Below are 26,299 nucleotides of genomic sequence, written 5' to 3'. Positions count from 1 at the left end.
GCCCTGAACCCCGCACGACCCACCCCCCCATAGGACGGCGCCCCGCCCCCACCAAAGCGCCAGTGGCACAGCATCACTGCGCCACGTGACCGATGTGACGCCCCTCGGCCCAGGAGCCCCTCGACGCCCAGTCACCCGTCCCCAGTTCGGCTGGCACCTGACCTCGGCGATGACTACTCTGCCTAAGCTGTGCACGTGACCCGGCAGCGGTTGACGTCGATCGAGATCGAGGGATTCACCTCGATCCGTTCGGCGCGCGTCGAACTGGGCGCGATGAACGTGCTCATCGGCGCGAACGGCGCGGGCAAGAGCAACTTCGTCCAGGCCTTCGAGCTGCTGGGCAGGATCAGCGAAGATCTGCTGAACCTGTTCGTGGGACGCAACGGTGGCGCGTCAGTGCTGATCAACGATGCCGCCGACACCCTGCGGATCAGCCTCAAACTGGAGGCACCGCCCAACAGCTACCAGGCCCATCTGGTGGCGGCACCGGGCGAAGAACTGATCTTCGACGAAGAGGTGATTTCGTACCACGGCCCGGGCCATGAACAGCCTTGGACGAAATCGATCGGACGCGGGCACCGGGAAAGCCGCCTCAACGACGTCGTGGAGGAACGCGGAAGCAACTCGGTGGCTTCGCACATCACCGAGTTGCTTCAGGGCTGCCGCGTCTATCACTTCCACGACACCAGCGTCGACGCGCCGGTGAAACGCCTTTCTCCGACGGCGGACGACCTCGCTCTCCGTGCGGACGCGGGGAACATCGCCGCGGTCCTGCTGCGGCTCCAAGTCAGCGAGGACCGGGCGGACAAGGCGGCGTATCGCCGGATCGTCGGTGCCATCAGGCTGGTCGCCCCGTTCTTTCGCGACTTCGTCCTCCAACCCGACAGCACCGATCGCATTTTGCTTCGTTGGCATCGGCAGGGCTCGGAGACGGTTTTCTCGGCGAACCAGATGTCCGACGGAACCCTGCGTTTCGTCTGCCTGGCCACGCTGTTGCTCCAGCCGGAGCTTCCCGCGCTCGTGGTGCTCGACGAACCCGAACTCGGGTTGCATCCGATGACCATCGTTCAGCTAGCGGACATGCTGCGATCCGCCTCGACCCGTAGTCAGGTCCTAATAGCAACGCAGTCGGTAACGCTGATGAACCAGTTCTGCGCCGACGACCTGATCGTCGTCGAGCAGTGGAACGGCGATTCTGTATTCACCCGGCCCAACAAGGCCGCTCTGCAACCCTGGCTCGGCGAGTACTCGCTCGGTGAACTCTGGGAGAAGAACATCATCGGCGGACGACCAGGACCGATGGGCAGCGTTCTTGATCCCCAGTGAGGACCACGCAGGCTTGTCGCACACGAAGGCTGGATGAACATCCACATCGCTGACGCCCGCCGCAGCGAGATCCTAGCCGCGACCGCCGCCGGTCTCACCCGGCCACCTACCGAACATATCGCTAGGTAAGGTAACCAGCCCCAGGCAGCCGGTGCCGCCGCCCAGCTCGCTGACACAGTCTCCAGATCGAGTCGTAGGCGGCAACCCGGCGGCGCTGCGGTACGGCGGTGGTCACGAAGCGGGGTTACCGCCTACGACTCGACCAGCGTGGAGCAGCCGCCCAGGCCGGGCGGCAGCGGCTCATGGGGCGTCGCGATATGCGCGCCGATTCGGGCCACCGGATCGTGTTCCCTCCGATGTTCTGGATGTCCACTTTCCCGTCCCGCTGACACCTCAAGGAACCCTGAATCGGCGGGATCATCAGGCAGATCGGTGACGCGGATGAGTACCCACGTGGGCATATGAGGTTCTCCCCAGGAGGCTCGGGAGACCAGTAGAAATGTACGGCGGTCATAGCCACTCACAGTGCCTGGCTCCCCTCCAGCTCTTCGGCGGGCAACCTGACACCTGTCAGCGGCAAAATTCGGAACATGCGGAATGGTCAGTCAGCCGCACCAACCGACGTTCCATCGGTCGATCTGGTATGAGGTCCCGCCACCGCCCCAGAGCCTGGCCCAGATCCGCTGCCCGCCGAAGTCCATCACGTCATAGAGCCCCTGCCCGGCATTGGACCACCTCAAGATCGCGCCGTGCCACCACAATGGCGTGTTGTCCCGTGTGATGCATTGGTAGAGCGACTGCGCACCAGCGACCTTCGTTTCGGCTGCCAGAGGCCTCGCCGGCTTTACACTGACCGCTGCCGAAGAATCCGACGCCGCGGCCACACTGACAGGCTTCTCCGCTGCCGCCGCTACTGGCGTGGCGACTGACGTAACTGCGCACGCCAGCGCTCCCGCCGCCGAGAGTGTCGCGATAAACCGCGCAGCTCGCAGATTACGAGAACCGTTGCCCATAGCAATTCCTCCCAAGAGACGACTGAATACGGGGAGGACCGACGACGACACAAACCAGGCAATGACCGCTTTGTCGGTCACACAACGCGCCGACGCCACCTGAAATAACATGAGGGAGCCCGGGAGACGGCGCCCTCCCCTGGAACCGTCTCCCGGACTACGGCGCCCACCAGGGGGTAGAGGAGGCGCCGCTTCGAAGGCCTGGAGCACCGTCCCGAACGGGTAACTCCGTAACGACCTTCTAAGCCCAGTGTGCCTACAACTCGCCAGAGCGTCAACTTTCCCAGACGATTTGTTGATATACCACCTAAAGTAACCATGTGACTACTATTAGTACATCCACGAAATACGACTGTCCTATGCATCGAGTCATCCAGTGGTCAGGCGGCATCGGCTCCTGGGCAACGGCCGAACTCGCAGTGAGATAACACCTCGACGACGAGGTCACACTGCTCTTTGCTGATGTGTTGATTGAGGACAGCGATCTGTACAGGTTAATGCCGATGCTGTAGCGAGGCCGGGGATTCCCATCACTCGGGTTTGCGACGGCCGCACCCCCTTCGAGCTGTTCAGGTCCGGCCGGTTTCTCGGAAATGCTCGGATCGCGCCGTGCTCCCGTACCCTGAAACAACTTCGGTGTAGGCGATGGCTCGACGACCAACCCGATCCGGCGAACACTGTCCTTTACGTGGGACTCGAGCCATCCGAACGCCGCCGGGTTCCCGGGATCGCGGCCGGCTGGAAGCCCAGGCGCGTCGAATTCCCGTTGCTACACCACACATCTGTCACCAAAGACGACCTTCTCGCCTGGTGCCGGGCGAGCGGGCTGACACCGCCTCGGCTGTACCGCCTCGGCTTCTCACACAACAACTGCGGTGGCCTGTGCGTCCGTGCAGGGCAGGCGCACTGGCACCGGATTGCGCGAGTTCCCCGACCGCTTTCAGTGGTACGAGCAGCAGGAGCATCGGTTCCGAGCTGAACATGGCGACGTCGCGATCCTCAAAGGTCGGCACCGCGGCCGGACATCGCCACTTCCCTTGCAGCAACTACGCGCGGAGGCCGGCATGGCCGGAGTTCGTCCCAGCGCGCCGGTCGACGAAGGCGATGGCGATCTTGCCCGCTATATGCGGGTCCTAGGTCTCGTCGAACTGCCACGAGACCGACGCCGCCGACTCGCCGTCGCCCGACCCTAGCGCCGAGTCCACCAACCTCCTCAGCTGCTGGGCATCGCATTTCTGAGCCCAACCGGACTCTGTTTGGCTTCGCGCGCAACAACTTTTGAAACCTCGGGCAGCTCGCGTATGCCGCAAATAGATCGATGAGCAGGATTAACGCCTCGTGTGTGTACGAGGTGGACACGGCATTCAAGCAGACCCACCCGCGGCGGCCGGCCGCGGAGTATCAAGCCATTGACGTCGACAGGCCGCCGCGGGTGCGCCTGCTTAGAGACCGCTTCGTCCACCTCGCACACCCACCAAGGCGGTTTCCGTGGTGTCGCAGCGGCGCGCTGGGGTCCCGTCACACGATCCGAACCCCACGGACAGGACACAAGAATTCTCGCCGATAGATCGGTCCTCACCCTGTTCCTGGCCCGGGCCACGCTGACCGAGCCGCACCGCTCACCGCAACTCGTCCACACGAACCGACAACCCCAATCGAAGCCACCCGAATGAGCCGGGTCCCGAGCCGCGCACGTCCCCCCTCACGTGCCGCGCCCCGGCTCGGCTGGCTGGTCGTCGCACCGCGCCGCGACGACCAGCCAGCCCCTCCAGCGAAGGGCTAACCGATGCGGAACAGAATGCCTCTTTCACCGACCGAACTGGAAGTCCTCCAGCACATCGCCCGGGGCCTCGAGAACCGTGAAATCGCCGACAAGACCTTTCGCTCCACCGAGACCATCCGCACCCACGTGAAGAGCATTCTGTACAAGCTCAAAGCCCGCAATCGCGCGCACGCCGTGGCGATCGCCTACCACGTCGGCATCTTCCAGGGGCTTCCCCGAACCGACGAGCAAGCCACGTCCCCGCTGAAGCCGCCCGCACCGGACCTCACGGTGCAGATCCCGCCAGACCATCCCGCCGCTGCGGTGCTACCCGCGAACGCTCCGCCTGCCAGGAAACGCGCGGCCACATCGGACACCACGCGGCGACCCCGGCCGACAAACCAGCGCCGGCTATGACAGCCGCGACGCTGTTCCCGCTACCCTCCCCCGGTCCGCCACTCGACATCGTGTCGTGGGGAGCGGGTGTGGAAAGCTCCGCCTACCTGACCGAAGTCCTGTCGGAGCCGGAAGTACACGGGATAGACCCGGCGAACATGGTGGTGCTTCACGCGGTCGTCGGTTCGGAGTTCAACGACACACTCCGCGACTCCGAGCGCTTCATCCTGCCGCTGCTGCGCGACCGAGGTGTACGCCTGGTGCAGTTGTCGCGCCGTGGCCCGGCCGAGTCTGACGGCATCGAAATCCTTAATGACACACGACGTCCCAAAGCCATGCACAGCAAGGGTCCGTGGACGCTGGCGCAACACAACGCGGTCAACGGCATCACTCCCCAGCTCTCGGACCGCCGCTGTTCGCTCCAATTCAAGGGCTTCGTACTCGACCGCTTCATCCTCACCGCGTTTCCCGACCGCGAGTACCGGCACGCGATCGGCTACAACCGCGACGAAACCGGCCGCGCCGACAAGGACGACGTCTACGCCACCCAGACACGCAAGCCGTTCCATCCACTCATCGACTGGGACTGGTCCCGCACCCGATGCCTCGCCCGCCTACACAAGGCCTTCCGTGTCACGTGGAAGAAGTCCGCGTGCTCGTTCTGCCCTTTCGCCGGCTCACAAGCCTCACTTCCCGACCTCAAAGACCGGATGCGACTCTTTCCCAACAGGGCGGTCGAGGCGCTGCTCACCGAGTTCCGCGCGCTGTTCTTCAATCCCCGCAGCCGCATGTTCGGCCGCCACAGTCTCTACGACCGCCTCGTTGAAGACGACAACCTCGTCGCTCTGGCACGGTTCGAGCAACAGCTCGACCGTTCACAGTGGAGTGTCTACGAAGTCCGGCGTCTGTTCTTCCCGCGAGCGGCGAACCCGAACAAGAAGGGGCCTGGCTGGCGCTCGACGCGCGCGAGATTCACCGGGACCCGGCACGAAGCACTCGCATGGATACGCGACAACATCGGTGCTCCCGACGAAACCGGCCGAGTCTGGATTCGCCGGCAAGCTACGGACGGCCCCTACCCGCGCACCGAACACTTCATCGGCGCGACTCTCGCCGGAACCGCGGACAAAGAACGCCGAAGCTTTGCCAAACACTGGGCGGCTTTCACAGGGGAGACCTTGTTCGACCTGCCCTGAACCGACCAGGTCAACGATGCTCAGCGCCCTCCGGCCGCCCGCATTCACCGCGATGGCTCGCGTCTCCCAGCCTCCCACCGCGACCTGTCACCGCGCGCGCTGAACCCCACTCACACCCTTTCTCGAAAGGAGTGCACCATGCGTCCCGCGACGCTTCGCCATGCCTACGCATACCTGCTCTCATCGGCGGCGCCGCCCGCGCACGCTACCGCCAGGTTCGTCCGGGAGATCGGCCCCATCGAAGCAGTCCGGCGTATCTCCGCCGACCGCGCACCCCTCGCGGTGCTGGCCGAGCAGCGGCCAGGCGACCACGACGGCGCCGCACGCGACGCCGTCGCGGCCGCCGCGCTGCACGGCCATCGCCTTGTCACCCCGCTCGACGACGAATGGCCGGCTGAGCAGCTGGTCCACACATCCACCTTCTGCCCGCCGCTCGCCCTCTGGATCAACGGCCGCGGGAGCCTGGATGAACTTGCCCGGCGTTCAGTCGCGATCGTCGGCACTCGTCGCCCAACCACCTACGGCGAGATCTACGCGATGGACATCGCCGCGGGCCTGTCCAGGCACGGAATCACGGTATGGAGCGGCGGCACCTCCGGTATCGCCAGCCTGGCCCTCCGCGGAGCTCACAACGCCCGGGGACCCTCGGTCGCCGTCCTCGGAAGCGGGATCCGTAATGATTACCCCGCTCACCACGAAACCTTCGTCCTTGGCCGCTCTCCGGACACCCTCGTGGTCAGTGAGCACAATCCACTGACGATTCCCCCAGCGTCGCATGTCGGCGCCCACAACCGCCTCCTGGCCGCTCTGACCACCGCGTGCGTCGTCATCGAGCCCGGGTCCAGCGATGCCGCCATGGCCGTAGTCGAGCAGGCCGAAGTCAACGGTCGCCCCGTCGTGGCGTTTCCCGGCCCCGTCACCACCTTGCTGTTCCGGAAGTCCCACGACCTGATCCGCACGGGGCGCGCCACGTTGATCTCCGACGCCGACGACGTCCTCGAGTGTGTTCCGGCGCTGGCTCAACACAAGCGCCCAGCGCCGGACAAGACGCCGGAATCATGACCGTCAAGGCTCCGTTCCCGACCTGTCCTGATTGTCATAGCCCGCTGACACTCCAGTACGACGCCGACTTCTACGACACGAAATACGTGTACTGCCTCAACGCAGGATGCGCGTACGACGGCATCTCGGCCGGATCCGTCGTGAGCCAAGAGGGCCAGCCCGCCCGCGGCTGGCCTAGACAGAACATCGACGGACGCCCAGTTCCATGGCTGGCCCCCATCATCGGTGATCGCGTCGCGTGGGCCGCACTCAACTCAGGCAGGCTCGACGAAGCCGATCAGTGCTGGCTGTGCCAGGTGTGCGGCTGCTCCCTCGCTTCCAACCCGAGCGCATGGATCGCCGTCTCGCAAGGTGAGGTCGCGGCAGGCGGCGCCATGCACCGACGGTGCATGCACCTGGCGCGCACCGTGTGCCCAGAGCTCCGCAACGACCAGTCCTACGTCTTCGTCGAAGTGCACCAGTCCGAACGCGCTAACGACTGGGAGGCTGCGGTCGCGCGCCTCTCAGCGTACGAGGAGCGACACGGCCAGATTCCCCGCCTCCTGCCGCTCCAAGCCTAACGGCCGTGCACTCACCTCAACCGGCCCATGCTTCTGGTCCCGGTTCCCGCGGCGTCTCACAGCCGCACTCATTCCGCCCAGCTCGCCGATGCCGCGCAGGGATCGGCCGCCGCGGAGTTCTCCCCCGCCCAGATTCACGGCCTTACCCGAGCACCCCACAACCGTCGTCGCCGACAGCCTCACCCATCGCCAGCTCAACCCCATCAACCCAGATTGGAGTCACCCCATGAACAACCACGAGCGCGACGTGACCACTCCGAGCGAAGACCTCGCCACCCCGATCTACGACGAACTCGCCGGCAACCACGCCAGCCAGGCGGAAAACGGCCAGGCATCCGCCGCGAGGTCAGGCTCCGTGTCGTCCGATATCGACGGACTCGCTCTTTCCGCCACCGTCCTGGACTTGTTCGCGCGCCTCAAGCGGCTCGACAAGGGGACTGGCTGGAGCGGCGGAGACGTCATGGAAACACTCAACCTCTGGTTCGCCGAGTTCGGCATCGACATCGACTCCGATGAGACGACCGCCGCCCAGGCCCTCCATGCTCCCACCTGGCTCGCACGAGCGCTCAAGGTGCCGGGCCCGGAGAAGCCGACCGTAGTCATCCATCTGCGCACCGACCACGAGCGCGCCCTCGGGATTGTGCGCCTCAGCGTGACCCGCCTGACCCAAGAACTGGGCGAGGACACCACCGCCGCCGTCTTCGACTTGGCAGGTGACCAGATCGCTAGCATCGCACACGGCGAAGCTTCTGCAGACGAGGCATAACCACCGGCAGGCTGCACGGCATCCGCTGCTCGCGAGATCGGTGTACGGTGGAATTGAAGGATCTTGGTGTGGCCTCCCCATGCATCGAGTCGCATGAGGACGGAGGTCATGATGACGTTGCTGCGGCAGAACAGCGAACTGAAGAAGCTCGGAATCTGGAACTGGTCACTTCCCGCCTTCGCGGGGAAGCTCCCCGATGGCCGGAACTACAACACCTGCCCTTCAGCGGGCGTATGCGCGCAAGCATGCTACGCCCGCAACGGAACCTACCTCTTCCCGAACGTCAAAGCACGCCATCAGAAGAACCTCGCTTTAGTTCTGGACGATCTTCCCGGCTGGATCACGGCGATGCAGAAAGAACTGTCCCACAACAAGTTTACCGACGCGTGGGTGAGAATCCACGACAGCGGAGACTTCTTCTCCCGCGCCTACCTCACAGCCTGGCTCGAAGTAATGGCTGCACGCCCCCGAACTCGCTTCTACGCCTACACCAAGGAAGTAGCGATGTTCCGGGAACTGGTCGAGCCACGTTCACCCCGGAACTTCTGGTGGGTCTACTCCTACGGCGGCACCCAGGACCACAGCCTGGATCCCGACCTCGACCGGGTAGCCGACGTGTTCGCCGACGAGGCCGCCATCGACGAGGCCGGCTGGCACTCGCAGTCCGAATCGGACCTACGTGCCGTCATCGGTCCCGCACCGGTCGGCATCCCGGCCAACAACATCGCGCACTTCAAAGCCAGGCAGGCCGGTCGCCGTTGGAGCGACTGGCAGGCCAGCGTCGACGCTGCGCGCGCCCAACGCCGCGCGCGTGCCCGCGACACCGCGACTCCCGGCGCTACCAACACCCAACCCACGTAGTCTCCGCCAGCAGCTGCGGCCACCCTTCCGCTCGTCTGGAGCTCCCACCATGCTCGACGTTCTCCTGCGCGCCAACGGATTCACCCACAAGAACGACACCTGGACCCGGCAGAACCTCACCGCTGGAGGCCTCTTCGACCTCGACATCGTCCCGGACGACGACCACTACCTGTGCACACTCCGCCAGGGCACGACAACCCTGCTGAACGTAAGGCGTGACGCGGACGGCGCGATGGACCTCGTTGTCACCCTCACCTCCTGACACGAAATCCCGACCCGACAAGAGGAAACGATGACTGACATGATCACCCTGGCCCGCGACATCGCACAGCACCTGGAAGGAAACTGGAAAGCAGGAAAAGGCTTGCACGATAACGGAACCGACGCGTACCTGCACGGTCCCAACGGAGAAAGGCTGCAGATCCGGCCGGGAACCACGACACCGACACGGAATCGAGTCGAGATCTACGGCCCTCTCCCCTACCAGTTCACGCGTCACAACGAACCGCGACACCTCATCACCGTCAGCCCAGACAAGACCGCCGCACGGATCGCCGCTGACATCACCCGGCGCCTGCTTCCCGCGTACCGCGAAGGCATGCTCCACGCGACTGAGGCGAAAGTGCGCCACGAACTCCGCGAGGCCGAGAAATCGCACACCATCACGACCTTGCTCGGCATCCTGCCGAAGACCCATCACTTCACGCACGGCCAGGACTCGATGGACTTCGGAGGCGGACGCTATTCGATGCCGATCGGCGGCCAACTACGCGTCCTGTCCAACTCCCAGGTGGAGTGGACGATTCACACCACCAAAGAACTGGCCTTCAGCCTCGCGGAGACGATCTATGCGCTCTCCCGAGGCGGCGATATTCCTCAGGTATCCGATAAGTCGACGGCCGAGCCTGGCTAGCCGTCTTCCGCGGACCTGGCAGTCGGCGTTCGCTCGCCCACAGCAATGCTGCTGGGGCGACGGGACACCACCTCGAATCGAGTCAGGACCGACTACCTGACAACGATCCATGTACGCGGGACCTGCTCCTGAGAGCCGCCGCACATCATCTACCGGCTACCCGATAGCAGTCGCTATCGCCACTACAGCCACCGAAGGACGAAACATGAACAATCGACACGGTAGTAGCGCCATCGCACTCATCGAGTATCTGCGCGACGTCTCCCAGGTATTGGGACCGCCCTGGCACATCGCGCCTCCACACAGCACCGGCGAGCTCGCCACGCTGTCAGGACCGGAAGGCGGCTCCGTCGCTATCTCTCTCGAACAACGATCCAGCGGACAACGGCTCGTGTTCGAGACCTGGCTGTCCAGCGACCTGCGCGCACACCAGCCCACAGGAACGGTCCGCCCCCTCGTCACCGTTTCCCCGGCACGACCGGCGTACAACGTCGGAATGGATCTGCGACGCCGCCTCGTGCCCAAGGTGATCCGCTTCTTCGACGACACGCGCGACCTCGCCGACCGTCGCCGCCGCGACGCCACCGATCTGCACAGCGTCCTCGAATCAGTCGCACTCAAGCTGGGAACAGACATCAAGCCGAACGGGAAGTCCACCGGGATCGGAAAATTCGGGCAGCCACTGTTCGCGACAGCTCAGGTCATCCAACCACTGTGGCGCAAGGGCGAACACGTCGTCAGGTGGAGCATCGACACCCGCCCCGACATCGCTCTAGCCCTCGCCGACCTGCTCGCCACACAGGCCTCGAAGGCTGCCGGTGACCACGCCACGGCAGCCGTCGCCGGTTAACGCTCGGGCCCCGGTTTCCCCGCCCCCGCCGGTCCCCCGCCTTCAACCGACAACGTCACAGAGCAGGCCTTCCGATCTGCCGCCGCTCTCGTCCCGCCACCCCTGCCACAGTGGTGCCCCGCCTGTGTCCACGCGACGTCGCAGCGACCGCGGCGTCAGAAGCGCGAAGTTCACCTTTGCCTGCATGGTTCTGTTCGCCGGGTACGTGGTGACGATCGCCATCTCGAACTGGGCCACCTCCCTCTGGCCCGCGGTCACGATCGCAGGCCTGCGGATACCCGCCGGTGCACTAGCGGCCGGACTCGTCTTCACCATGCGGGATCTATTGCAGGACGCCGTCGGTGCCCGTACAACGCTGCTCGCCGTAGCCCTCGGCGCGGCGCTATCCAGTCTGACTACGGAACCACGCGTGGCCTTGGCCAGCGCCGCGGCCTTCGCCGTCTCCGAACTCGCCGATCTCGCCGTCTACACCCCGCTTCGGCGACGGAACCAGCTCGCAGCTGTGGGTTTGTCGAATGCGACCGGCCTGCTTGTCGACACCGTGCTGTTCCTTCCGCTGGCCTTCGGATCACTCGACCAGCTCTGCGGACAACTCGTCGGGAAGGTCGGCACCACCGTCCCTGCGGTCGCCCTGCTCTCCCTCGCGCGCCGCAGACCGGCGCCGTCGTGAAGTTCTACCTCGGCGCGCATCAGCCCATCTGGCTCACCCGCGTGCCGGACGTCCCTCTGCTGGTGTCTCACCGCCGCCTCGGCCATCGCCGCACACTGCCGCGCGCCGTCACCGAGTGGGCGCTCGACTCCGGTGGCTTCACCGAACTGCAACTGCACGGGCGTTGGCACATCAGCCCCAAGAACTACGTCCGGGCCGTCCGCCGCTACGCGGACGAGATCGGCATGCTCAGCTGGGCCGCGGCCCAGGACTGGATGTGTGAACACCACATCCTCCGGCGGACCGGCCTGACAGTCCGCGAGCATCAGCGTCGCACGGTGGACAACTTCGTTCGTCTACGCGAACTCGCCCCCGAACTACCTTGGCTTCCCACACTGCAAGGTTGGACGCCATCGGACTACCAGCGATGCGCCGACCTCTACGAGCGGGCCGGTGTCGCGCTGGCAGCCGAGCCGCTGGTGGGAATCGGCTCGGTGTGTCGGCGCCAGAGCAGCGCCGATGTCGAACGCGTCGTGCGCACCTTCGCCGCACGACGACTTAATCTGCACGGCTTCGGCATCAAGATCACCGGGCTTACCCGCTACGCCACTGCGCTTACCAGCTCCGACTCGATGGCGTGGAGCAGGCGAGGCCGGTACGTCCCCGGTTGTGGTCCGAGTCATCGCACGGAGTCCAACTGCCTGCACTTCGCGCTGGATTGGTACCAGAGGATCCAGACAAAGCTCAATCCGGGCGAGAACCCTCCGCGGCCGTGCCGTCCGCGCTAGCGACGAGAAGCCTGTCCAAGACCTACCTGGCCTGTGTCGGCGATCCCGTGAGGGGGCAACGCGGCCTGCTTTTGCTTCTGCAGCAGACCCCGGCAGCGCGCCGGAGCTCCGCGAGGATCAGGCGCTCACGTTTCGGCCGGAACCAACCACGGTACCGACGAACTACGAGAAGGGCAGGCGGAGTGGGCCGCTGTGTCCGGCACGCCGGTGCTCCCGGTCGGAACGCCGCACTCTAGCGGCGCCTGGCACGGGCGGAAGCCCGCGCTTTCCGCTGGAGCGGCATCTTTCGCAGGAAGGCGGGCGTCCGCCCGCGGCAGGCGGCGCCGCTGGATCGAGTGCGTCCCGACCGGGACACCCGCGTCCCGATCCTCACCAGTACGGATCAGGGCAGAGACCGCGGGTGAGTAGCCGGTGGCCGCTGTGTGCGGTCGCCGGCCGGATTCTGTGAAGGAGCCCCAGTGACCAGCACTGTGGAAATCCCGGCCCAGCGCGCCGAGGACAACGGTCAGGCCGACGAACCCGTGATCACCACCGGAGACGTCGTCGCTCCCGAGACCGTCGACGTCGACGAGTCCGCTTCCACCGACGCGCTGACGGAGGACGAGCTGCGCGTCCGGCGCGCGGAGCGGGAGGCCGAGTACGACACCATCGTCTTTTGCGATCCGGACGACGTGGTCATCGGCGTCAACGTCCGGACCGAGAACGCCGACACCGACCCCACCACTGTCCAGGACATGAGGCAGCGGGGCGTCGACATGGCCGTCAAGGGCTACCGCGACGACGACGGCAGGGTGATCATCACGATGGGCCAGCGCCGGGTGCTCAACGCCCGGGAGGCCGGCTGCAAGGTTCCTGTGTGGATGCAGGCGCCGCCCTCCGATGACGAGCGCGAGGCCACCATCGACCGCATCATCGGCCAGCTTAACGAGAACGACCTCCGGGAGGGACTAACACTCGGCGACAGGTACAGCGCCTTCCAGCAGCTGGCCGCATTCGACCTCAAGTCCACGACCATCGCCCAGAAGCTCGGCCGTCGCAAAGGCGGCAAGAAGTACGTCGAGAACGTCCTTCAGGCCGGCGCCAGCAACTTGGCCCGCGCCGCGGCCGACCGCTACGACCTCACTCTCGATCAGGCCGCCGTCGTCGCGGAGTTCGACGCCCTTGGCGAGATCGACACTGCGAAGGAACTCATCCGGCTCGCCGTCGCCGAGCCGAACAACTTCCGGGTATTCGCCGACGTCCAGCGCCGCAAGCACGCCGAAGCCGAGCATGTCCGGGCCCAGACCGAGCAGCTCACCCGTGAGCTGACCGACGCGAAGGTCACGATCCTCGACGACACGCTCGACGCGGACACCGGGCCGGCGCGGTCGCTCGACCGTCTCCGCCTCACTCCCGACAGCGAGCCCGGCAGCGAGATCACCGTCGAGCAGCACAGCAATTGCCCGGGACACGCCGCCTGGCTGTACGAGGACTACCGGGACGGGCGCACCGTCATCGCCGCGCGGTACGGCTGCGCGGACTTCCTGGAGCACGACCACGCCCTGTCCAACGCGCCCGCCGGGCGTTCCGACTTCACCCCGTACGACACCGACGACGAGGGCGAGAACGAAGACGACGCCGCGGCTTTTGACGCGGCGCGAGCCGCTCACGCCGCCGCCGAGTGGCAGCGTCGCGCCAATTCCGTCAGGTTCCGCTGGGTCCGGGACAGCAACGTGGAGTGGGACGGCGCCATTGAGAGGCGCCACGAGTGGCTGGCAGCGTTCGCCTCGAAGTCCGCGGCGCTCAAGGGCGCCCAGGTGTTCCTGGCGACGCAGAAACTTAAGGGCGGGCGCGCTCTGCGCCGCGCGATGGAGCGCAACCACAAGCTGGCGAACACGCTGCTGAACACCGGCGACTCCGGCCGGAGGCCGCTGGCCGAGCTGGTCAGCACGGCGAAGGCGGCGAAGGCGACCCGCTACGACGTGTTCCTCACGCTCTGCGCGATGGAGGAAGAACTGCACCGCGATGCGTGGCGTACCCCGTACCCGGAGAACCAGGAGTACCTGACCGCGCTGATGGGCTGGGGCTACGAGCCCTCCTCGATCGAGCTGAGGGTCCTGGAGCCCCAGCGGGTAGAGGACGTCATCACGGAGCAGATCGGTCCCGACCCCGAATCCGAGGACGTCGCCGACGGCCGGGATGGCGAGGACTCCGACGCCACCAGTGCCGCCGCCGGTGGTGACGATGACGACGCCGAGGACGGCGATCCCGACGACGAGGTCGTCGACCCGTCCGCGGTCGAGCTGTCCGGCGACGTCGCTGATTCGTCTCTGGCCCCGTCCACGGAGGACCCGGCGTCCACCGACCGTGAGGCTGCCGCGTAGCGGCCTCCTCTCGTCGCCGCGTTTCCTGCGGGGTGTGGACGTCCTCGCGTCCACACCCCGCTTCGGCCTGCCCACCTCTGCCCATCGCCGCAGATCGCCGAACGGAGCCCGTCATGCACTCCCCTCGAACAACTTCCCCACGGCAAGCCCATCCGACGTCGGCGTTCTCCGCCCAGCATCATCCGGCCTGGCCGCACACCGAACTACCAGCGGGCCCGCCCTGGGCGCACGCGGTCTGCCGCTGCGGCTGGACCGACTGCGCCGAATCACTGCACGACGCGCGAGTCCTGGCCCGTCGGCACCGCCGCACCGCCTACACCGACGTCTTCTACCCCGGCTGGGCATCCCGCATCAGCAGCCGCCGCTACCAAGCGGACGCGACCGCTGTGCACGTCTCCCTCAACAGCGAGGACCACGCATGGGCGCTAGCCGACGGCATCGGTGATCACCCGCTGCCCGCCGAGGCCGCGGCCCGTGCGGCCGCGACCGCCGCACGAGTCGCAGCCCGCGACGGAGCTGTCGCCGGACTGCTCGCCGCCACGGACGCCCTCCCCGGTCTCCCCGACGAGGACACCGTCATGGTCGTGGCCTCGCCACTGTCGGCCGGGGACGGTGCTGGCTGGGATATCGCCTGGGTAGGCGACTGCCGCGCCTACGAGTACCGCGCCGACACCGACCAGTGCGTACAGCTGACCGTCGACCACACCCGCGGGCAGGAACTGCGCACCGCCCTGGCCGGCTCCTACCAAGACCGGCCCGACGAACTCGAGGCCTACGCGCGGCGATCCGATCACATCGTCACCACCTCGGTCGGCACCGCCACCGCGACGACCGTCGGCCACACCATTACCCGCCGGCCCCGGCAGCGCCTCATCCTCACCAGCGACGGCATCCACAAACCGGTCCCGCTGCGCTCCATCGCCCGCGCGGCCCGGACCTTCACCGACTCACGAAGCTGCGCACACAAGCTCACCATCGCCGCCAGGTACTTCGGCGGCACCGACAACGCCACCGCCATGGTCATCGACCCCGCGCCCGAGGACATCTACCCGTGACCGTGATAACCACACCCGAATCCAGCGCTCTGGTTCTTCCTGCGGCTCTGTCACTTCACGACTCCGCGCTCGACGCCATTCAACGCGGCTGGCGGGTCTTCCCACAGGCACCGAGAAGCAAACGACCAGCAATCAGGCGATGGGAACAGCGCGCGACCCTGGACCCCGACACGATCCACCGCTGGTGGACCCGCTTTCCCGACAGCAACGTCGGGATCGCGTGCGGCCCCTCCGGCCTGCTGGTGCTCGACCTCGACGCGGCGCACGGACCCGTCCCCGACCAGTGGGCGAACCTCGGCGTCGCGCACGGTCGCGACGTCATCGCCCTACTCGCCGCACGTGCCCGCCAACGCGATCCCGTCGACACACTCATCGTCGCAACCCCGCGCGGCGAGCACCGGTACTTCCGGCGCCCGCGAGGAGCCACGCTTCGAAGCACGGTCGGTGACCGCGGACGCGGCCTCGGCTGGCGCGCCGACACCCGAGGCCCCGGCGCCGCGGTCACCGCCCCAGGCTCCATCGGCCGCAACGGGGTCCCTTACACCATCGTCCGAGACCTCCCCATCGCCGAACTCCCCGGCTGGCTCGTTGCCGCTCTCACACCACCACCGCCACCACCGCATCCACTGCACGCGCCGGTGCTCCCGGAAACCAGCAGGCGGGTGATCGCCTACGTCAACGCCGCCGTCTCCGCCGAGTCGCGCAACGTCGCTACCGCCGAGAAGGGACAGCGCCACATCACCCTCTACGCGGCAGCAGCCGCGCTCGGTGAACTGCTCGCCAACGGCTGGATCACCGACCACGCGATCACCCACCACCTCACCGAAGCGGCCCGTCGCCACCTCGGCGTCGACGACTTCAGCTGGCATGAACTCACGACCACCATCCGCGACGGCATCGCCAAAGGCCGCCGTACCCGACGCGTACTCAGCGACCGCCCCTACACGCCGCGGCACTGACACCCCGTCCAGTCCGACCCCGGCGGTCCAAACCTCTCACACGCCAACGGAGGCGCGCCGTTCCTCCTCATGCCTCCTTGCCGACGTGACTCGGCCATCTGCTCCGGCACGCGCGCCGGAACCACTTCCACAGAGGAGAGCTATGTCCACACACGACAGTCGGACAACCGAGATACACCCCAAGCCCTTGGCCACAGCCCGCTACTCCCTCGCGCCCAACGGGCTACTTCTCAGGCGCGAACAACTTCCGCCCACGAAACTGCACCCGTACGTCGAACTGGTCCGAGCCAACGACATCAGCCTGCCCGTCACCTACGACAGCCACACCGCCCGCGACACGGCCGCACAACTCCTCGGCTACGCCCGGCAATTCCACACCCAGCAATCCCTGCCACCCACCCTGTCCGTCGAACTGCTCGAACCCACCAGCCACAACGCCACCACATCCACATGGACACTCGAAACCGGCCTGGACCTGCACTACCACGCGCCCTTCGACGCCACTCTCGACACCGAGAACACAACCTGGGAGCTGACGCCGGCCCTCGCGACACGGTGTGGCCGCGCACTCCTCACCCTGGCCGCCGTCCTGGACCACGCCCAGGCCGTCGCCACGCACGCCGTTCTCGCCGACCGCTGCGGAACAACGACCATCGACAACCTCACCGACTGGACGAACAGGAAGATCGAGGACGACGACGGCTACTGGCCGATCCTGCGAGATCTGCAAAACGCCCTCGCCGAAGAGGACACCATTCTCCGGCAGCAGACACTGATCACCGCCCTCGACATCGCCAACCCCGACCTGCCGACCACCCTCACTGACCTCCACCTCAACGCCGTCGAGACACTCACCCACCTCGACGCCGCCAAAGCGATCAGGTACATCGCAAACCGCTACGGGATCCCCTTGTTCATGTGGACCGAAGAGCACTGGTGGATTGCCAGGCACCACCTCAGCGTCGGCGAGCTCACCGAAGCGGAATGGCACCGCTTCACCAGTACCCAGGAGATCCAAGACTTTCCCCTCCACATCGAACAACGCCAACAAGACGGTCACGGAATCGACTTCGAACTCGCTCTCAAACAGGCCGGTCTGTCCTGCCGGAAATGCTCCGTCCGGATCCGCGGTGAAGTCGCCGACACCTACGGCCACTGCGCAACGTGTCTTCCTGCCGATCGAACAGCCGCTCTCACCGAGGCACTCGAACGCGGATGCCCCACCGAGCCTTTCGACCGAGGAGTCGCCTCCCACAGCGGCACGCCCGGCGCGGCCTGCTCCGTGTGCGGTCTACCGCTGCCGGCGCTGAGCGATGGCGGCGGAGATCAGCGCTAGTACCGCAGCAAGCCACAGCAGGGGTTGGGAAGACCAGAACCAGGAGTTCAGCTAGTCCTCCGACGCCGTGCAGGCGACATCGCCGCATCAAAGCACACCGGGGCCCGAGCGCCCGACATCCCGCGGACGCGGCACCTGGGCACAGGGGGCGCCCGGGCCCCGGTGTGCTACCGGGCCGCGTTCACCCGCACGACCCGGAGGAGCCATCGTGACTACAGCAACACTCGCCGGAGCATCCGACGATGACGCGTTCGATCACGCCTGCCGCCTGCTCATGATCGAACTCAACGCGACTCCGCTCACCGACCCGCCCGCAACTGCTCAGGCGAAGCCTCAGCCCCCCAAGGCATTCAAAGCCGCACTCATCGCGCAGATCCATCGGTCCGTGCACGTTCACGGACTCACCGACGCCTTCCGCGTCATCGACGCCGCGTACCCCGACCTCACCGCACAGGGACACTGCACCGACGCCGCCGTGCTCGCCGCATGCGGACCGCTCTACGGCGGCCTCGACCACTATCGGCCCGCGACACAAGCGATGCTTCGCGACGAGGCGCGTTCCCTGCTGACCAACGCCATCACCGTGGTCCTCGAACCGAAGGTGGTCTGACCATGGGTGACCCCAACGCTGGCGGCTGGGCGCACCTCGACGCGCTGCCGCCGTACAACCTGCCGGTCACCGTCGACAGCAACATCCCGCGCGGATGGAGCCCCGCCGACCCAGCAGCGTGGTCGCTCGCACGAGGAATCCTTCATCACCTGTGCCACGAACTCCACGCGTCACCGATCTCAGTGCTCTACCAAGAACTCACCGGGCGACGGACCCGGGACTTCATCGGCCTGCGAATCACAGCACGTGCCCGTCCGCAGCGCGGGAACGACACGATCGTCATCTACCGCAGCGAATCCGCACACACAGGCACCGTCGTCGGGCGATGGTCCCTCGCGGTCAACGGGCTGATTCCCGTCTCACGCAGAGGCCTCACACGCCCTCCGGCACAGGCGATCGCCCGCCTCGCGCGCGAAGCACTCCTAGCTGGGCGCGATACCTGACCGGCAACCGCCCGCACCGCCCGATCCCGCATGCAGGCAAGCCAGTCTCGGAACCGCGAACTTTTGGAGCATCGCCATGCTGCACGCAATTCCCGGCGAACACTACGTCGAATTCGTCGCCGACGGCATCAACCCCGACGACCATCCCAGCTTCCCCGCCCGCGTCGACGTCGTCCCGCTGACGACCTCGCGCTTGGGAGCACAAGTACGTCTGCGCGCCGAAGTCATCCCCGCGATCCAGCACTGGATCGCCCGCAACCCTCAAATCGACATGGGGATACAGCTGCAACCCGCCGACATACACCACTGGAAAGACCAGCGTCTGACCATCCACACAACCAGCTCCCGCTGGGAGCGCACTCTCACGATTCTGCCTGACGACGACGGCCTCTACGAACTCAGTGGTGACAGGACCTGGTTCCTGCAACTGTCGGTACCGACAACGACGGCCGCGACAATCAAGTCGATCAACCGCAAACTCGTCAAGCCGTCGAACTTACGCCCGGGACCAGGAGAGGTACTGGTCACGCTCGCGGACTCCCGGATCGGATTCCCCGCGGTCGTGGACGACGAGGACTGGAACGGCGCCGAAGTACCGTACTTCCGGCCGGAGATCGCGAAAATCATCGGTGCCTGGCTGAACTATGCCCACCTGACACTCGACGACGCTTACGCCCGAACCTACTGGGAAGGCGACACCCTCATCGTCGTCGAAAGCAACTCCGCCGCTATGGCGGGATATCACCCCGACCACGTCAAACCCGGACGGGATGGCCGCTACGCCATCGGATGGCGAGGCTGGGCCTGGGAATCCGTATAGGCCCGGTCCCGGCCGACAAGCTCGCGTACCTCCGCCGATACGGCGCGGCCACACCTAGTGCCGGGCAGTGGCCTACTCCCGCGCCTAGCCGCCGTGACCACATTCGCATCCGAACTTTCGTTCACATCATTCACCTCTGCCCTCGCGGACTCAGCCCGCGAGGGCATTTTCCTATGTCCGAAGGGAAAGAACGTTGACACTTTCCGCCGATCAGCTCACTCTGCGATGCGATTGCTGTTCCATCCCCACCTCGCAGCGGCACCGTACCGCCGCCGGGCAGAAGGCATGCAGTACCTGTGTCGAAGCCATGCCGTCCTGCGACGGCTGCGACCTGCCTACCGCATCCGCGTTGCCCTCGGACGATCACGGCGACGTGTGTGTCACGTGCGCCAACTCCATCGGCCTCTATCCCTGCGTCGACTGCCCGACACTCATCGCCGACGGTGACACGTGCAACGTTCATTCCGCCCCGCAGCCGGCCTCGTTCGTCTGCGACGACTGCCGTAGTCGCCGTACCGGCGAGACAGCCTTCCACGCAACAAACGACCGCGAACTGTGCGGCGTTTGCGTGGAGGCCTATCACCTGTGCGATAACTGCAGTCTGTTCGACGAGTACAACACGGCCGCTGAAAACAGCGACATCACGCAAGCCTTCTGCTATCCCTGCGGTCGCGATCACGGCTATTACGAGTGCCGGAGCTGCGAAAGGCTCATCAACCACGGCGACTACTGCGTCACCCACATCGACAATGCGGCCTACGACTCAATTCATAGCTACGACTTCAAACCCGAGCCGATCTTCCACGGGATCGGCCCGCGCTACCTCGGCATGGAGCTGGAGATCAACGTACCCCGAGGCGAACTCGCCAGCTGCGTCGACGGCGCGATCGGAGCGCTCGGCGAACTCGGATACCTCAAAGAGGACGGATCCATCGCCCGCGGCTTCGAACTCGTCACGCACCCAATGTCCTATCGGTGGGCGCTCGACTCATTCCCCTGGCAGCTCCTCGCCGACCTGCAAGCCAAAGGTTGCACTGGAGACGGTATCGGCCTGCACGTCCACATCAGCCGTGCCGCCTTCGCCGACTCTTTTCACATATACCGGTGGATGAAGTTCATCTACCGCAACGCTTCCGATGTCCAACGGCTTGCCAGGAGGCACTCCAGCTACGCCGCGTTCAACGACCGTGAGCGCGTCTTGGTCAAGGAGACCTGCAAAGGCGAGCGGATTCCCCCGCGATCCCTCGCCATCAACACGCAACCGGAAGACACGCTCGAACTGCGCGTCTTCGCCTCCAGCCTCTATGCCGGCGAGGTCCAGGCCGCTCTCGCGTTCGCGGACGCGTCCGTCAGCTACACACGCGACCTGACTATCTCCGACCTCGCTCAGCGTGGAGCCTGGAACTGGGACAGCTTCACTCGATGGCTCCTGACGCGACCGAAGTACTCGCCGCTGACCCGCGAACTGGAGAGCCTCGCATGTGCATGCTGACCTACCTTCCCGAGGGCATCCAGCCCGACGTCGACGCTCTCGGTAACGGAGCGAGCCTCAACGACCATGGTCACGGCTACGCCATCGTCGCTGACGGGCGCATCTTCTCGGGCCGTGGCATGCAGGCCTCGGCCGTCATCGACGAGTTCGCCGCCCTTCGCCGCCTCCATCCCGAAGGTCCCGCCCTGTTCCATAGCCGGTTCGCCACACACGGGTCGGTCAATATCTCCAACAATCACCCGTTTCCCGTAGGTGCGGACGAGCGGACCCTGTTGGCGCACAACGGGGTTCTTCCCGCCGGGGCACAGCCGGTCAGGGGCGACGACCGCTCGGATACGCGCATCGCCGCAGACGAGATCTTCTCTAGCGCACTGTTCTCGTCCTTCGACGATCCGAAATCCCGCACGCACATCGAACGATGGCTCGGACGCTTCAACAAAGTCGTCATTCTCACCATCGATCCACGCTATCGACAGAACGGCTACATCTTCAACGAACTCGCAGGCGTCTGGGATGGCGGCACCTGGTACTCCAACTACGACTTCGAAGACTACCGTTCCTATTCATCGCCGGGGCACGCCTCGTGGTGGGGACTCGACGAAGGCTGCGCGTGTTGCGGCATCGCCGACAGCATCGACCCCGAATCAGGCCTCTGCCTCGCCTGCGGATCGTGCCCTGTATGCGGCGCCGACGAAGGAGACTGCGGCCGAGGCTGCTATCGCGTGCTTCTGAGCGCTCCATGCGATGAATGCGGCTCAGACATTCGCTACTGCCCGTGCCCGCTTCCCGATGGATACGCCACCACCTGATCCACGGCCACAACCAGCGCCTGCGCTTTCTCGCTCGGCTCTCGCGCGCCGCCGACCGGGAGATCGCTACCCGAGCCGTGTCATGGTCAACCCAGCGTCGTCATGGCTCCGTCGTGCTAGCTACCGCCAGCGCACCGCGGACCGTCCACAGTGGCAACACACCCATTCCCTTCGACCTTTACTGTCCAGAAAGGACTGTCATCGTGCGTCCCAGTGTCAGACTAGAATCCACCAGCGACGTGTTCGCGGCGATCCCGCACCTCCTCGGCTTCGTCCCCGATAAGTCTCTGGTGCTCATCTTCATCGGCAACGACCCGCTGCGCCCCAACCGCGCCGAGGTGGTGACGCGGACCGCACTCGACGATGTCGGTCGGGATCCCGTCGCGCTCGTACGTCAGCTGACCCAGCGCGTGCTGGACCGTCCGATGGCCGGTGTCGTCGGCCTCGCCGTGTGCCCACCATCGCCCGGGAATGGTTCCGCACTGCCCTATCGAACGGGACTACTCGCTCTCACCCGCGCGATCCAGCAGCACGGCCTGCGCGTCGACGAGATCGCGCATGTTCCCGACTTCACCGCAGGCGCCACGTGGCAGTCCTATCTGGTCGAGGAACGAGCCGGGCGGCTTCCCGACCCGTTCGCCACGCCACTCGCCGCCACCGCCGTTGCCGAAGGTCTGGTCACAGCGCGCTCTCGTGACGACCTCGCGGCCGCCTTCACGCCCGCCGATGCTGGTGTTCGGGCTCGCCTGGTGCCGCTGATCGTCTCCGCTCTCGAACAATCTCGCGCCGACCGGGCAAAGCCCGACATCGCGCGCGAACGACTCGCCCGCGCCGAGAACGCGATCACCGCTGCGGCGGCTGCCACCCTGCCGGCAGAGGACCACGAGATCGCCGACCTGATCGCCACCTTCAGCTGCGAACCGTTCCGCAGCGCACTGTTCGATGACAGGTCGACACAGCTCCTGCACGGCGTTGAGGCCCTGACAACCCATCTGTGGCGGTTCGCCCCCGAGCCGTGCGCGAGCAACCTCACTGCGATAGCCGGTCTGCACGCCTACATGCTGGGCGGAGGCGCCACCGCCAGGATCGCCGCCGACGCAGGCACCGCTCGCCTGCCGCTGCTGAGTCTTCTCCGTGAAGTTCTCGACCTCCAGCTGCACCCGGACGAACTGAAGGCGGTGGTGAGGAACGCAGGCGCTCAAACTCGCGCCGACCTCGACGCTTTCGGGTCAGCAGAAGGGCCCTGCGTGGCTGAACCGCGCGGAGCTGCGACCAGCCTCGACGAGACCGTCGATCGAACCAGCCGTGACTGATCAGCCACTACGGATGCCGTAGTCCCTCTAAATGGTCCGTAATCCGCGCGTTCGTAATCGGTCTCAGGCTTCCCGCGCGCTCCTTGTCACGAAGAGAAGAGTCCAGTATGGAGTGTGGTCTGTCCTGCAAGTTCCGGTTCGGCTACCTAACGGCTGGCAGGAGAACGTGGTTCTATTACCAGACGCACGCGATGCGCGACGCGGCCGCGGGCCGCTACTCCGCTCTGCACCAGCGGCGAGTCGTCCTTGAGACACAAGCAACCAGTGGCCAGCGGGAACCCGACCAGCAAGGCTGGACAGCCGACGGGTTCATCGACCCGCCCGCGCTTGGAGCCGCCATGTCCGGTGATCCGTCCGTGCTCCTGACAGAAATCCGTAACGCACTCCTGTCGTACGATGACGGCGCCGACGTGCTCGACAACGCGGAAGACGAAGGTGACGAGCACGAGGGAGAAGAGATGCGGAGTTCGGCCCTCGCGCAACTACGCGAGTCGATCTCCGCTCTCGACAACATCCTCTCCCGCGGAGGCCCGCTCCCGGACAGCTGGCGCCACGCCGTAACCAGCAAGCACTAACACCGCCACGTCGGCGGTGAGGCACCTGCACAACAGCTGTGTCTCCGTCGATCCCAGCACTGATTTCCGCCTGACAGAGCAGAAAGGTGGCCAAGATGACTTTCGACGACGAGAGGATCGCACGCGCTTACCTGATACGGGTGGCGGAACCGCCCGCACCCGCGTTGCTGGCTTTGGTCAGCGAGTACGGGCCCGTTGAGGCCGCGGACCGGGTCAAAAGCGCCGACTGCCCGCGGGCAGTCCTGGAGGAGACGGCCGGGCGCCGCGACCACGACCACGCCCGGCGCGATCTCGAGCGAGCCGCTGTCGACGCGACCAGGCTCGTCATCCCCGAAGACCATGAATGGCCCGCGCGGCAACTGGTTTCCCTCGCGACCAGCCGGTCCGGCGGTGAAGCCGCTCTCGCGCCTCCGCTGGCGCTGTGGGTACGCGGTCCGGCCAGGCTCGACGAGGCGGTGGACCAGGCGATCGCGATCGTCGGCGCCCGTGCGGCGACCGCGTACGGCGAGCACAACGCGGCCGAACTGGGATACCACCTGGCCGGCCGGGGCGTGCCGGTGTTCTCCGGCGCGGCGTACGGGATCGACGGCGCGACCCACAGGGGTGCGTTGAGCGCGGACGGGACGACGGTCGCGGTGCTGCCCTGCGGGATCGACGTGGCGTATCCGGCAGGGCACGCGACCCTGTTGCGCTCCATCGGGGACAGCGGCGCACTCGTCAGTGAGTACCCGCCGGGCACTTTGCCCGCGAGGCATCGATTCCTCGTTCGGAACAGGATTCTCGCTGCCCTCACGTCCGCGGCTATCGTGGTCGAGGCGGGCAGGCGCAGCGGGGCGCGGAACACCGCGACCACGGCCGGGGCCCTGGGCAAGGTCGTGATGGCCATGCCGGGGCCGGTCTCGTCGGGGATGTCCGCCGGCTGCCACGCGCTGATCCGCGAAGGCGAGGCCACGCTGGTGACTTCGGTCGACGAGATCCTCGCGACCGCCGGACTCTCCGAAAACGCTTCCTCGAAGTTGGCCGCCGCGGACGACGCTCAGTCGAACACCTAGGTTCCGAAATTACCTTCGCGGATACCGGCAATTGTCGCACTGCTATCACTGGGATTTCCGCCCACGATTAACCATTTCAGACTTCGCCACCTGTCAAACATGGAGATGTCTTGAGTCCACGCGATGAACCTCAGGGCCCGCCCGGACTCGGCTCCCTGGGCGCCTCAACACCGCAAAGCGCAGCCGAACACTGCGCGGCTGCCGAAGAGCTCTTCGCCCAGGCTAGGGCACTCCATCAGCGCATCAAGGGGTCTCCGGGCGCGATCGGAGACGCGTACGAACGCTGCATGGAATGGGCGAAGCTGCATCTCCGGCTCGCCGATTCCATCAACGTCGGCACCAACCTCGTCCTCGCCCAGCGCCACCACCTCGACACCGGGTCCCGCCCTATGCATGAGCCGTATGTCCGGTACGAGGTCGAACAGTGGCTTGACTTTTTGCGCGCCCGACACTGAACGACTGGCCCAACGTCACGAACACGCGGCGACTCGACACGGGCTGGGCGGGGACGCCCGATGGGCGTCCCCGCCCAGCCCACCCACATCGTTGGTCTGGCGTCCCCTGGCTGTCGATGTGTGGACCGCACAAAGTCAAGCACCCCCGGACCGGGGGACGTCGTTCCCGGAGTTCCGGCCCGGTCCGACCGGGTGAACCGACCCGTCACCCGCCGTCCGCAGCTGCCAGTCGCGATCAGGCCGGTCCACGCCAGCCGGACGAGCCGGTCCGGGAACGCCCCCGGACCGGGCGCGCTAGGGCTACGCCGCGTTCCACTCACCGACAACCAGGAGAACACCATGGCTGGCGAACCCGTCATCACCGTCATCGGAAACCTCACCTCCGACCCGGAGCTGCGTTTCACTCCCATGGGGAAGGCGGTCGCGAACTTCACGGTCGCGTCCACCCCGCGCAAGCGGAACAACGCGACCGGCGAATGGGAGGATGGAGAAACTTTCTTCCTGCGCTGCACCATCTGGCAGCAGCCCGCCGAGAACGTCGCCGAATCCCTGACGCGCGGCGCACGCGTCGTGGTACAGGGCCGGTTGAAGCAGCGTTCGTTCGAAACCCGCGAAGGTGAGAAGCGAACGGTCGTCGAACTCGACGTCGACGAGATCGGCCCGTCCCTGCGCTACGCGACCGCGAAGGTGAACAAGGTGACCAGGACGCAGAGCACCCAGACCACCACCGCGACCACCGCGCCCGCGGCCGCTCCCGCCGACGACGTGTGGGGTCCGGCGCCGGAACAGGAGCCGGAACTCGTCGGCGCGGGTGTCGGTGGCGGCAGCGAGCCGCCGTTCTAAAGCCGGGTCAGGTGCCCGGCCGGGACTCCCCC

The 26,299-nt window shown here is 66.1% G+C and carries 26 protein-coding genes; all 26 read left to right on the top strand.

The window, feature by feature from the left end:
• Positions 1-195: 195 nt before the first annotated feature.
• The 26 genes from ED92_RS38600 (at position 196) to ED92_RS38475 (ending at position 26,267) form a co-directional block, all read left to right on the top strand.
• Complete coding sequence (locus tag ED92_RS38600) at positions 196-1,326, top strand: AAA family ATPase (protein ID WP_037347510.1); 1,131 nt, start codon at positions 196-198, stop codon at positions 1,324-1,326.
• A 2,799-nt stretch (positions 1,327-4,125) separates the two neighbouring features.
• The gene (locus ED92_RS43865; RefSeq protein WP_081976056.1) at positions 4,126-4,518 is read left to right on the top strand and encodes a helix-turn-helix transcriptional regulator; all 393 of its coding nucleotides are present in this window, start codon (positions 4,126-4,128) and stop codon (positions 4,516-4,518) included.
• Positions 4,519-4,586: 68 nt separating this feature from the next.
• Positions 4,587-5,693 carry a hypothetical protein gene (locus ED92_RS38590; protein WP_052121233.1) on the top strand — a complete coding sequence of 369 codons (1,107 nt, stop codon included), beginning with the start codon at positions 4,587-4,589 and terminating at the stop codon, positions 5,691-5,693.
• A 138-nt stretch (positions 5,694-5,831) separates the two neighbouring features.
• Complete coding sequence (locus tag ED92_RS38585) at positions 5,832-6,755, top strand: DNA processing protein DprA (protein ID WP_052121231.1); 924 nt, start codon at positions 5,832-5,834, stop codon at positions 6,753-6,755.
• Complete coding sequence (locus ED92_RS38580; protein WP_037347376.1) at positions 6,752-7,315, top strand: hypothetical protein; 564 nt, start codon at positions 6,752-6,754, stop codon at positions 7,313-7,315. The genes ED92_RS38585 and ED92_RS38580 overlap by 4 nt, the downstream gene beginning before the upstream one ends.
• 226 nt (positions 7,316-7,541) lie before the next feature.
• Positions 7,542-8,081 (top strand): hypothetical protein, encoded by a 540-nt coding sequence (locus ED92_RS38575; RefSeq protein WP_037347374.1) that lies wholly within the window; start codon positions 7,542-7,544, stop codon positions 8,079-8,081.
• 108 nt (positions 8,082-8,189) lie between these two features.
• Positions 8,190-8,942 (top strand): hypothetical protein, encoded by a 753-nt coding sequence (locus ED92_RS38570; RefSeq protein ID WP_235213499.1) that lies wholly within the window; start codon positions 8,190-8,192, stop codon positions 8,940-8,942.
• A 49-nt stretch (positions 8,943-8,991) separates the two neighbouring features.
• Positions 8,992-9,204, top strand: a complete 213-nt coding sequence (locus tag ED92_RS38565; protein WP_037347370.1) for a hypothetical protein — start codon at positions 8,992-8,994, stop codon at positions 9,202-9,204.
• A gap of 39 nt (positions 9,205-9,243) precedes the next feature.
• On the top strand, positions 9,244-9,855 hold the full coding sequence (locus tag ED92_RS38560) for a hypothetical protein (RefSeq protein ID WP_037347369.1): 612 nt from the start codon (positions 9,244-9,246) through the stop codon (positions 9,853-9,855).
• A gap of 205 nt (positions 9,856-10,060) precedes the next feature.
• Positions 10,061-10,705 (top strand): hypothetical protein, encoded by a 645-nt coding sequence (locus tag ED92_RS38555; RefSeq protein WP_152611151.1) that lies wholly within the window; start codon positions 10,061-10,063, stop codon positions 10,703-10,705.
• Positions 10,706-10,889: 184 nt separating this feature from the next.
• On the top strand, positions 10,890-11,375 hold the full coding sequence (locus ED92_RS41685) for a VUT family protein (protein WP_037347365.1): 486 nt from the start codon (positions 10,890-10,892) through the stop codon (positions 11,373-11,375).
• On the top strand, positions 11,372-12,142 hold the full coding sequence (locus ED92_RS38545; protein ID WP_037347364.1) for a hypothetical protein: 771 nt from the start codon (positions 11,372-11,374) through the stop codon (positions 12,140-12,142). Before ED92_RS41685 ends, ED92_RS38545 begins: the two co-directional genes overlap by 4 nt.
• Positions 12,143-12,600: 458 nt before the next feature.
• Positions 12,601-14,505: a hypothetical protein gene (locus ED92_RS38540; RefSeq protein ID WP_152611150.1), complete on the top strand. Its 1,905-nt coding sequence runs from the start codon at positions 12,601-12,603 to the stop codon at positions 14,503-14,505.
• Positions 14,506-14,618: 113 nt separating this feature from the next.
• A complete protein-coding gene (locus tag ED92_RS38535; RefSeq protein WP_152611149.1) occupies positions 14,619-15,560 on the top strand; it encodes a PP2C family serine/threonine-protein phosphatase in 942 nt (313 codons plus the stop codon).
• Positions 15,557-16,519 (top strand): bifunctional DNA primase/polymerase, encoded by a 963-nt coding sequence (locus tag ED92_RS38530; RefSeq protein WP_235213498.1) that lies wholly within the window; start codon positions 15,557-15,559, stop codon positions 16,517-16,519. The genes ED92_RS38535 and ED92_RS38530 overlap by 4 nt, the downstream gene beginning before the upstream one ends.
• Before the next feature lie 142 nt (positions 16,520-16,661).
• The gene (locus tag ED92_RS38525) at positions 16,662-17,855 is read left to right on the top strand and encodes a hypothetical protein (protein WP_152611148.1); all 1,194 of its coding nucleotides are present in this window, start codon (positions 16,662-16,664) and stop codon (positions 17,853-17,855) included.
• Between the two features lie 208 nt (positions 17,856-18,063).
• Positions 18,064-18,465: a hypothetical protein gene (locus ED92_RS38520; protein ID WP_152611147.1), complete on the top strand. Its 402-nt coding sequence runs from the start codon at positions 18,064-18,066 to the stop codon at positions 18,463-18,465.
• A 2-nt stretch (positions 18,466-18,467) separates the two neighbouring features.
• Positions 18,468-18,908, top strand: a complete 441-nt coding sequence (locus ED92_RS38515; protein ID WP_037347359.1) for a hypothetical protein — start codon at positions 18,468-18,470, stop codon at positions 18,906-18,908.
• Between the two features lie 76 nt (positions 18,909-18,984).
• Positions 18,985-19,728: a hypothetical protein gene (locus ED92_RS38510; RefSeq protein WP_037347357.1), complete on the top strand. Its 744-nt coding sequence runs from the start codon at positions 18,985-18,987 to the stop codon at positions 19,726-19,728.
• Between the two features lie 193 nt (positions 19,729-19,921).
• Positions 19,922-21,220 (top strand): hypothetical protein, encoded by a 1,299-nt coding sequence (locus ED92_RS38505; RefSeq protein ID WP_235213497.1) that lies wholly within the window; start codon positions 19,922-19,924, stop codon positions 21,218-21,220.
• Complete coding sequence (locus ED92_RS38500; RefSeq protein WP_152611146.1) at positions 21,208-22,029, top strand: hypothetical protein; 822 nt, start codon at positions 21,208-21,210, stop codon at positions 22,027-22,029. The genes ED92_RS38505 and ED92_RS38500 overlap by 13 nt, the downstream gene beginning before the upstream one ends.
• 203 nt (positions 22,030-22,232) lie before the next feature.
• A complete protein-coding gene (locus ED92_RS38495; protein ID WP_161791142.1) occupies positions 22,233-23,342 on the top strand; it encodes a DUF4192 domain-containing protein in 1,110 nt (369 codons plus the stop codon).
• Positions 23,343-23,533: 191 nt separating this feature from the next.
• Entirely contained in the window at positions 23,534-23,917 is a 384-nt protein-coding gene (locus tag ED92_RS38490; RefSeq protein ID WP_152611145.1) for a hypothetical protein, read from the top strand.
• Positions 23,918-24,012: 95 nt separating this feature from the next.
• Complete coding sequence (gene dprA / locus ED92_RS38485) at positions 24,013-24,969, top strand: DNA-processing protein DprA (protein ID WP_081976054.1); 957 nt, start codon at positions 24,013-24,015, stop codon at positions 24,967-24,969.
• A gap of 287 nt (positions 24,970-25,256) precedes the next feature.
• Positions 25,257-25,424, top strand: a complete 168-nt coding sequence (locus ED92_RS43580) for a hypothetical protein (RefSeq protein WP_235213496.1) — start codon at positions 25,257-25,259, stop codon at positions 25,422-25,424.
• Between the two features lie 339 nt (positions 25,425-25,763).
• Positions 25,764-26,267, top strand: a complete 504-nt coding sequence (locus tag ED92_RS38475) for a single-stranded DNA-binding protein (protein WP_037347351.1) — start codon at positions 25,764-25,766, stop codon at positions 26,265-26,267.
• The last annotated feature ends 32 nt before the right edge of the window (positions 26,268-26,299 follow it).

The organism is Amycolatopsis sp. MJM2582 (assembly GCF_000754115.1).
Lineage (GTDB): Bacteria > Actinomycetota > Actinomycetes > Mycobacteriales > Pseudonocardiaceae > Amycolatopsis > Amycolatopsis japonica.
This window is presented reverse-complemented; position numbering and strand designations above follow the sequence as displayed.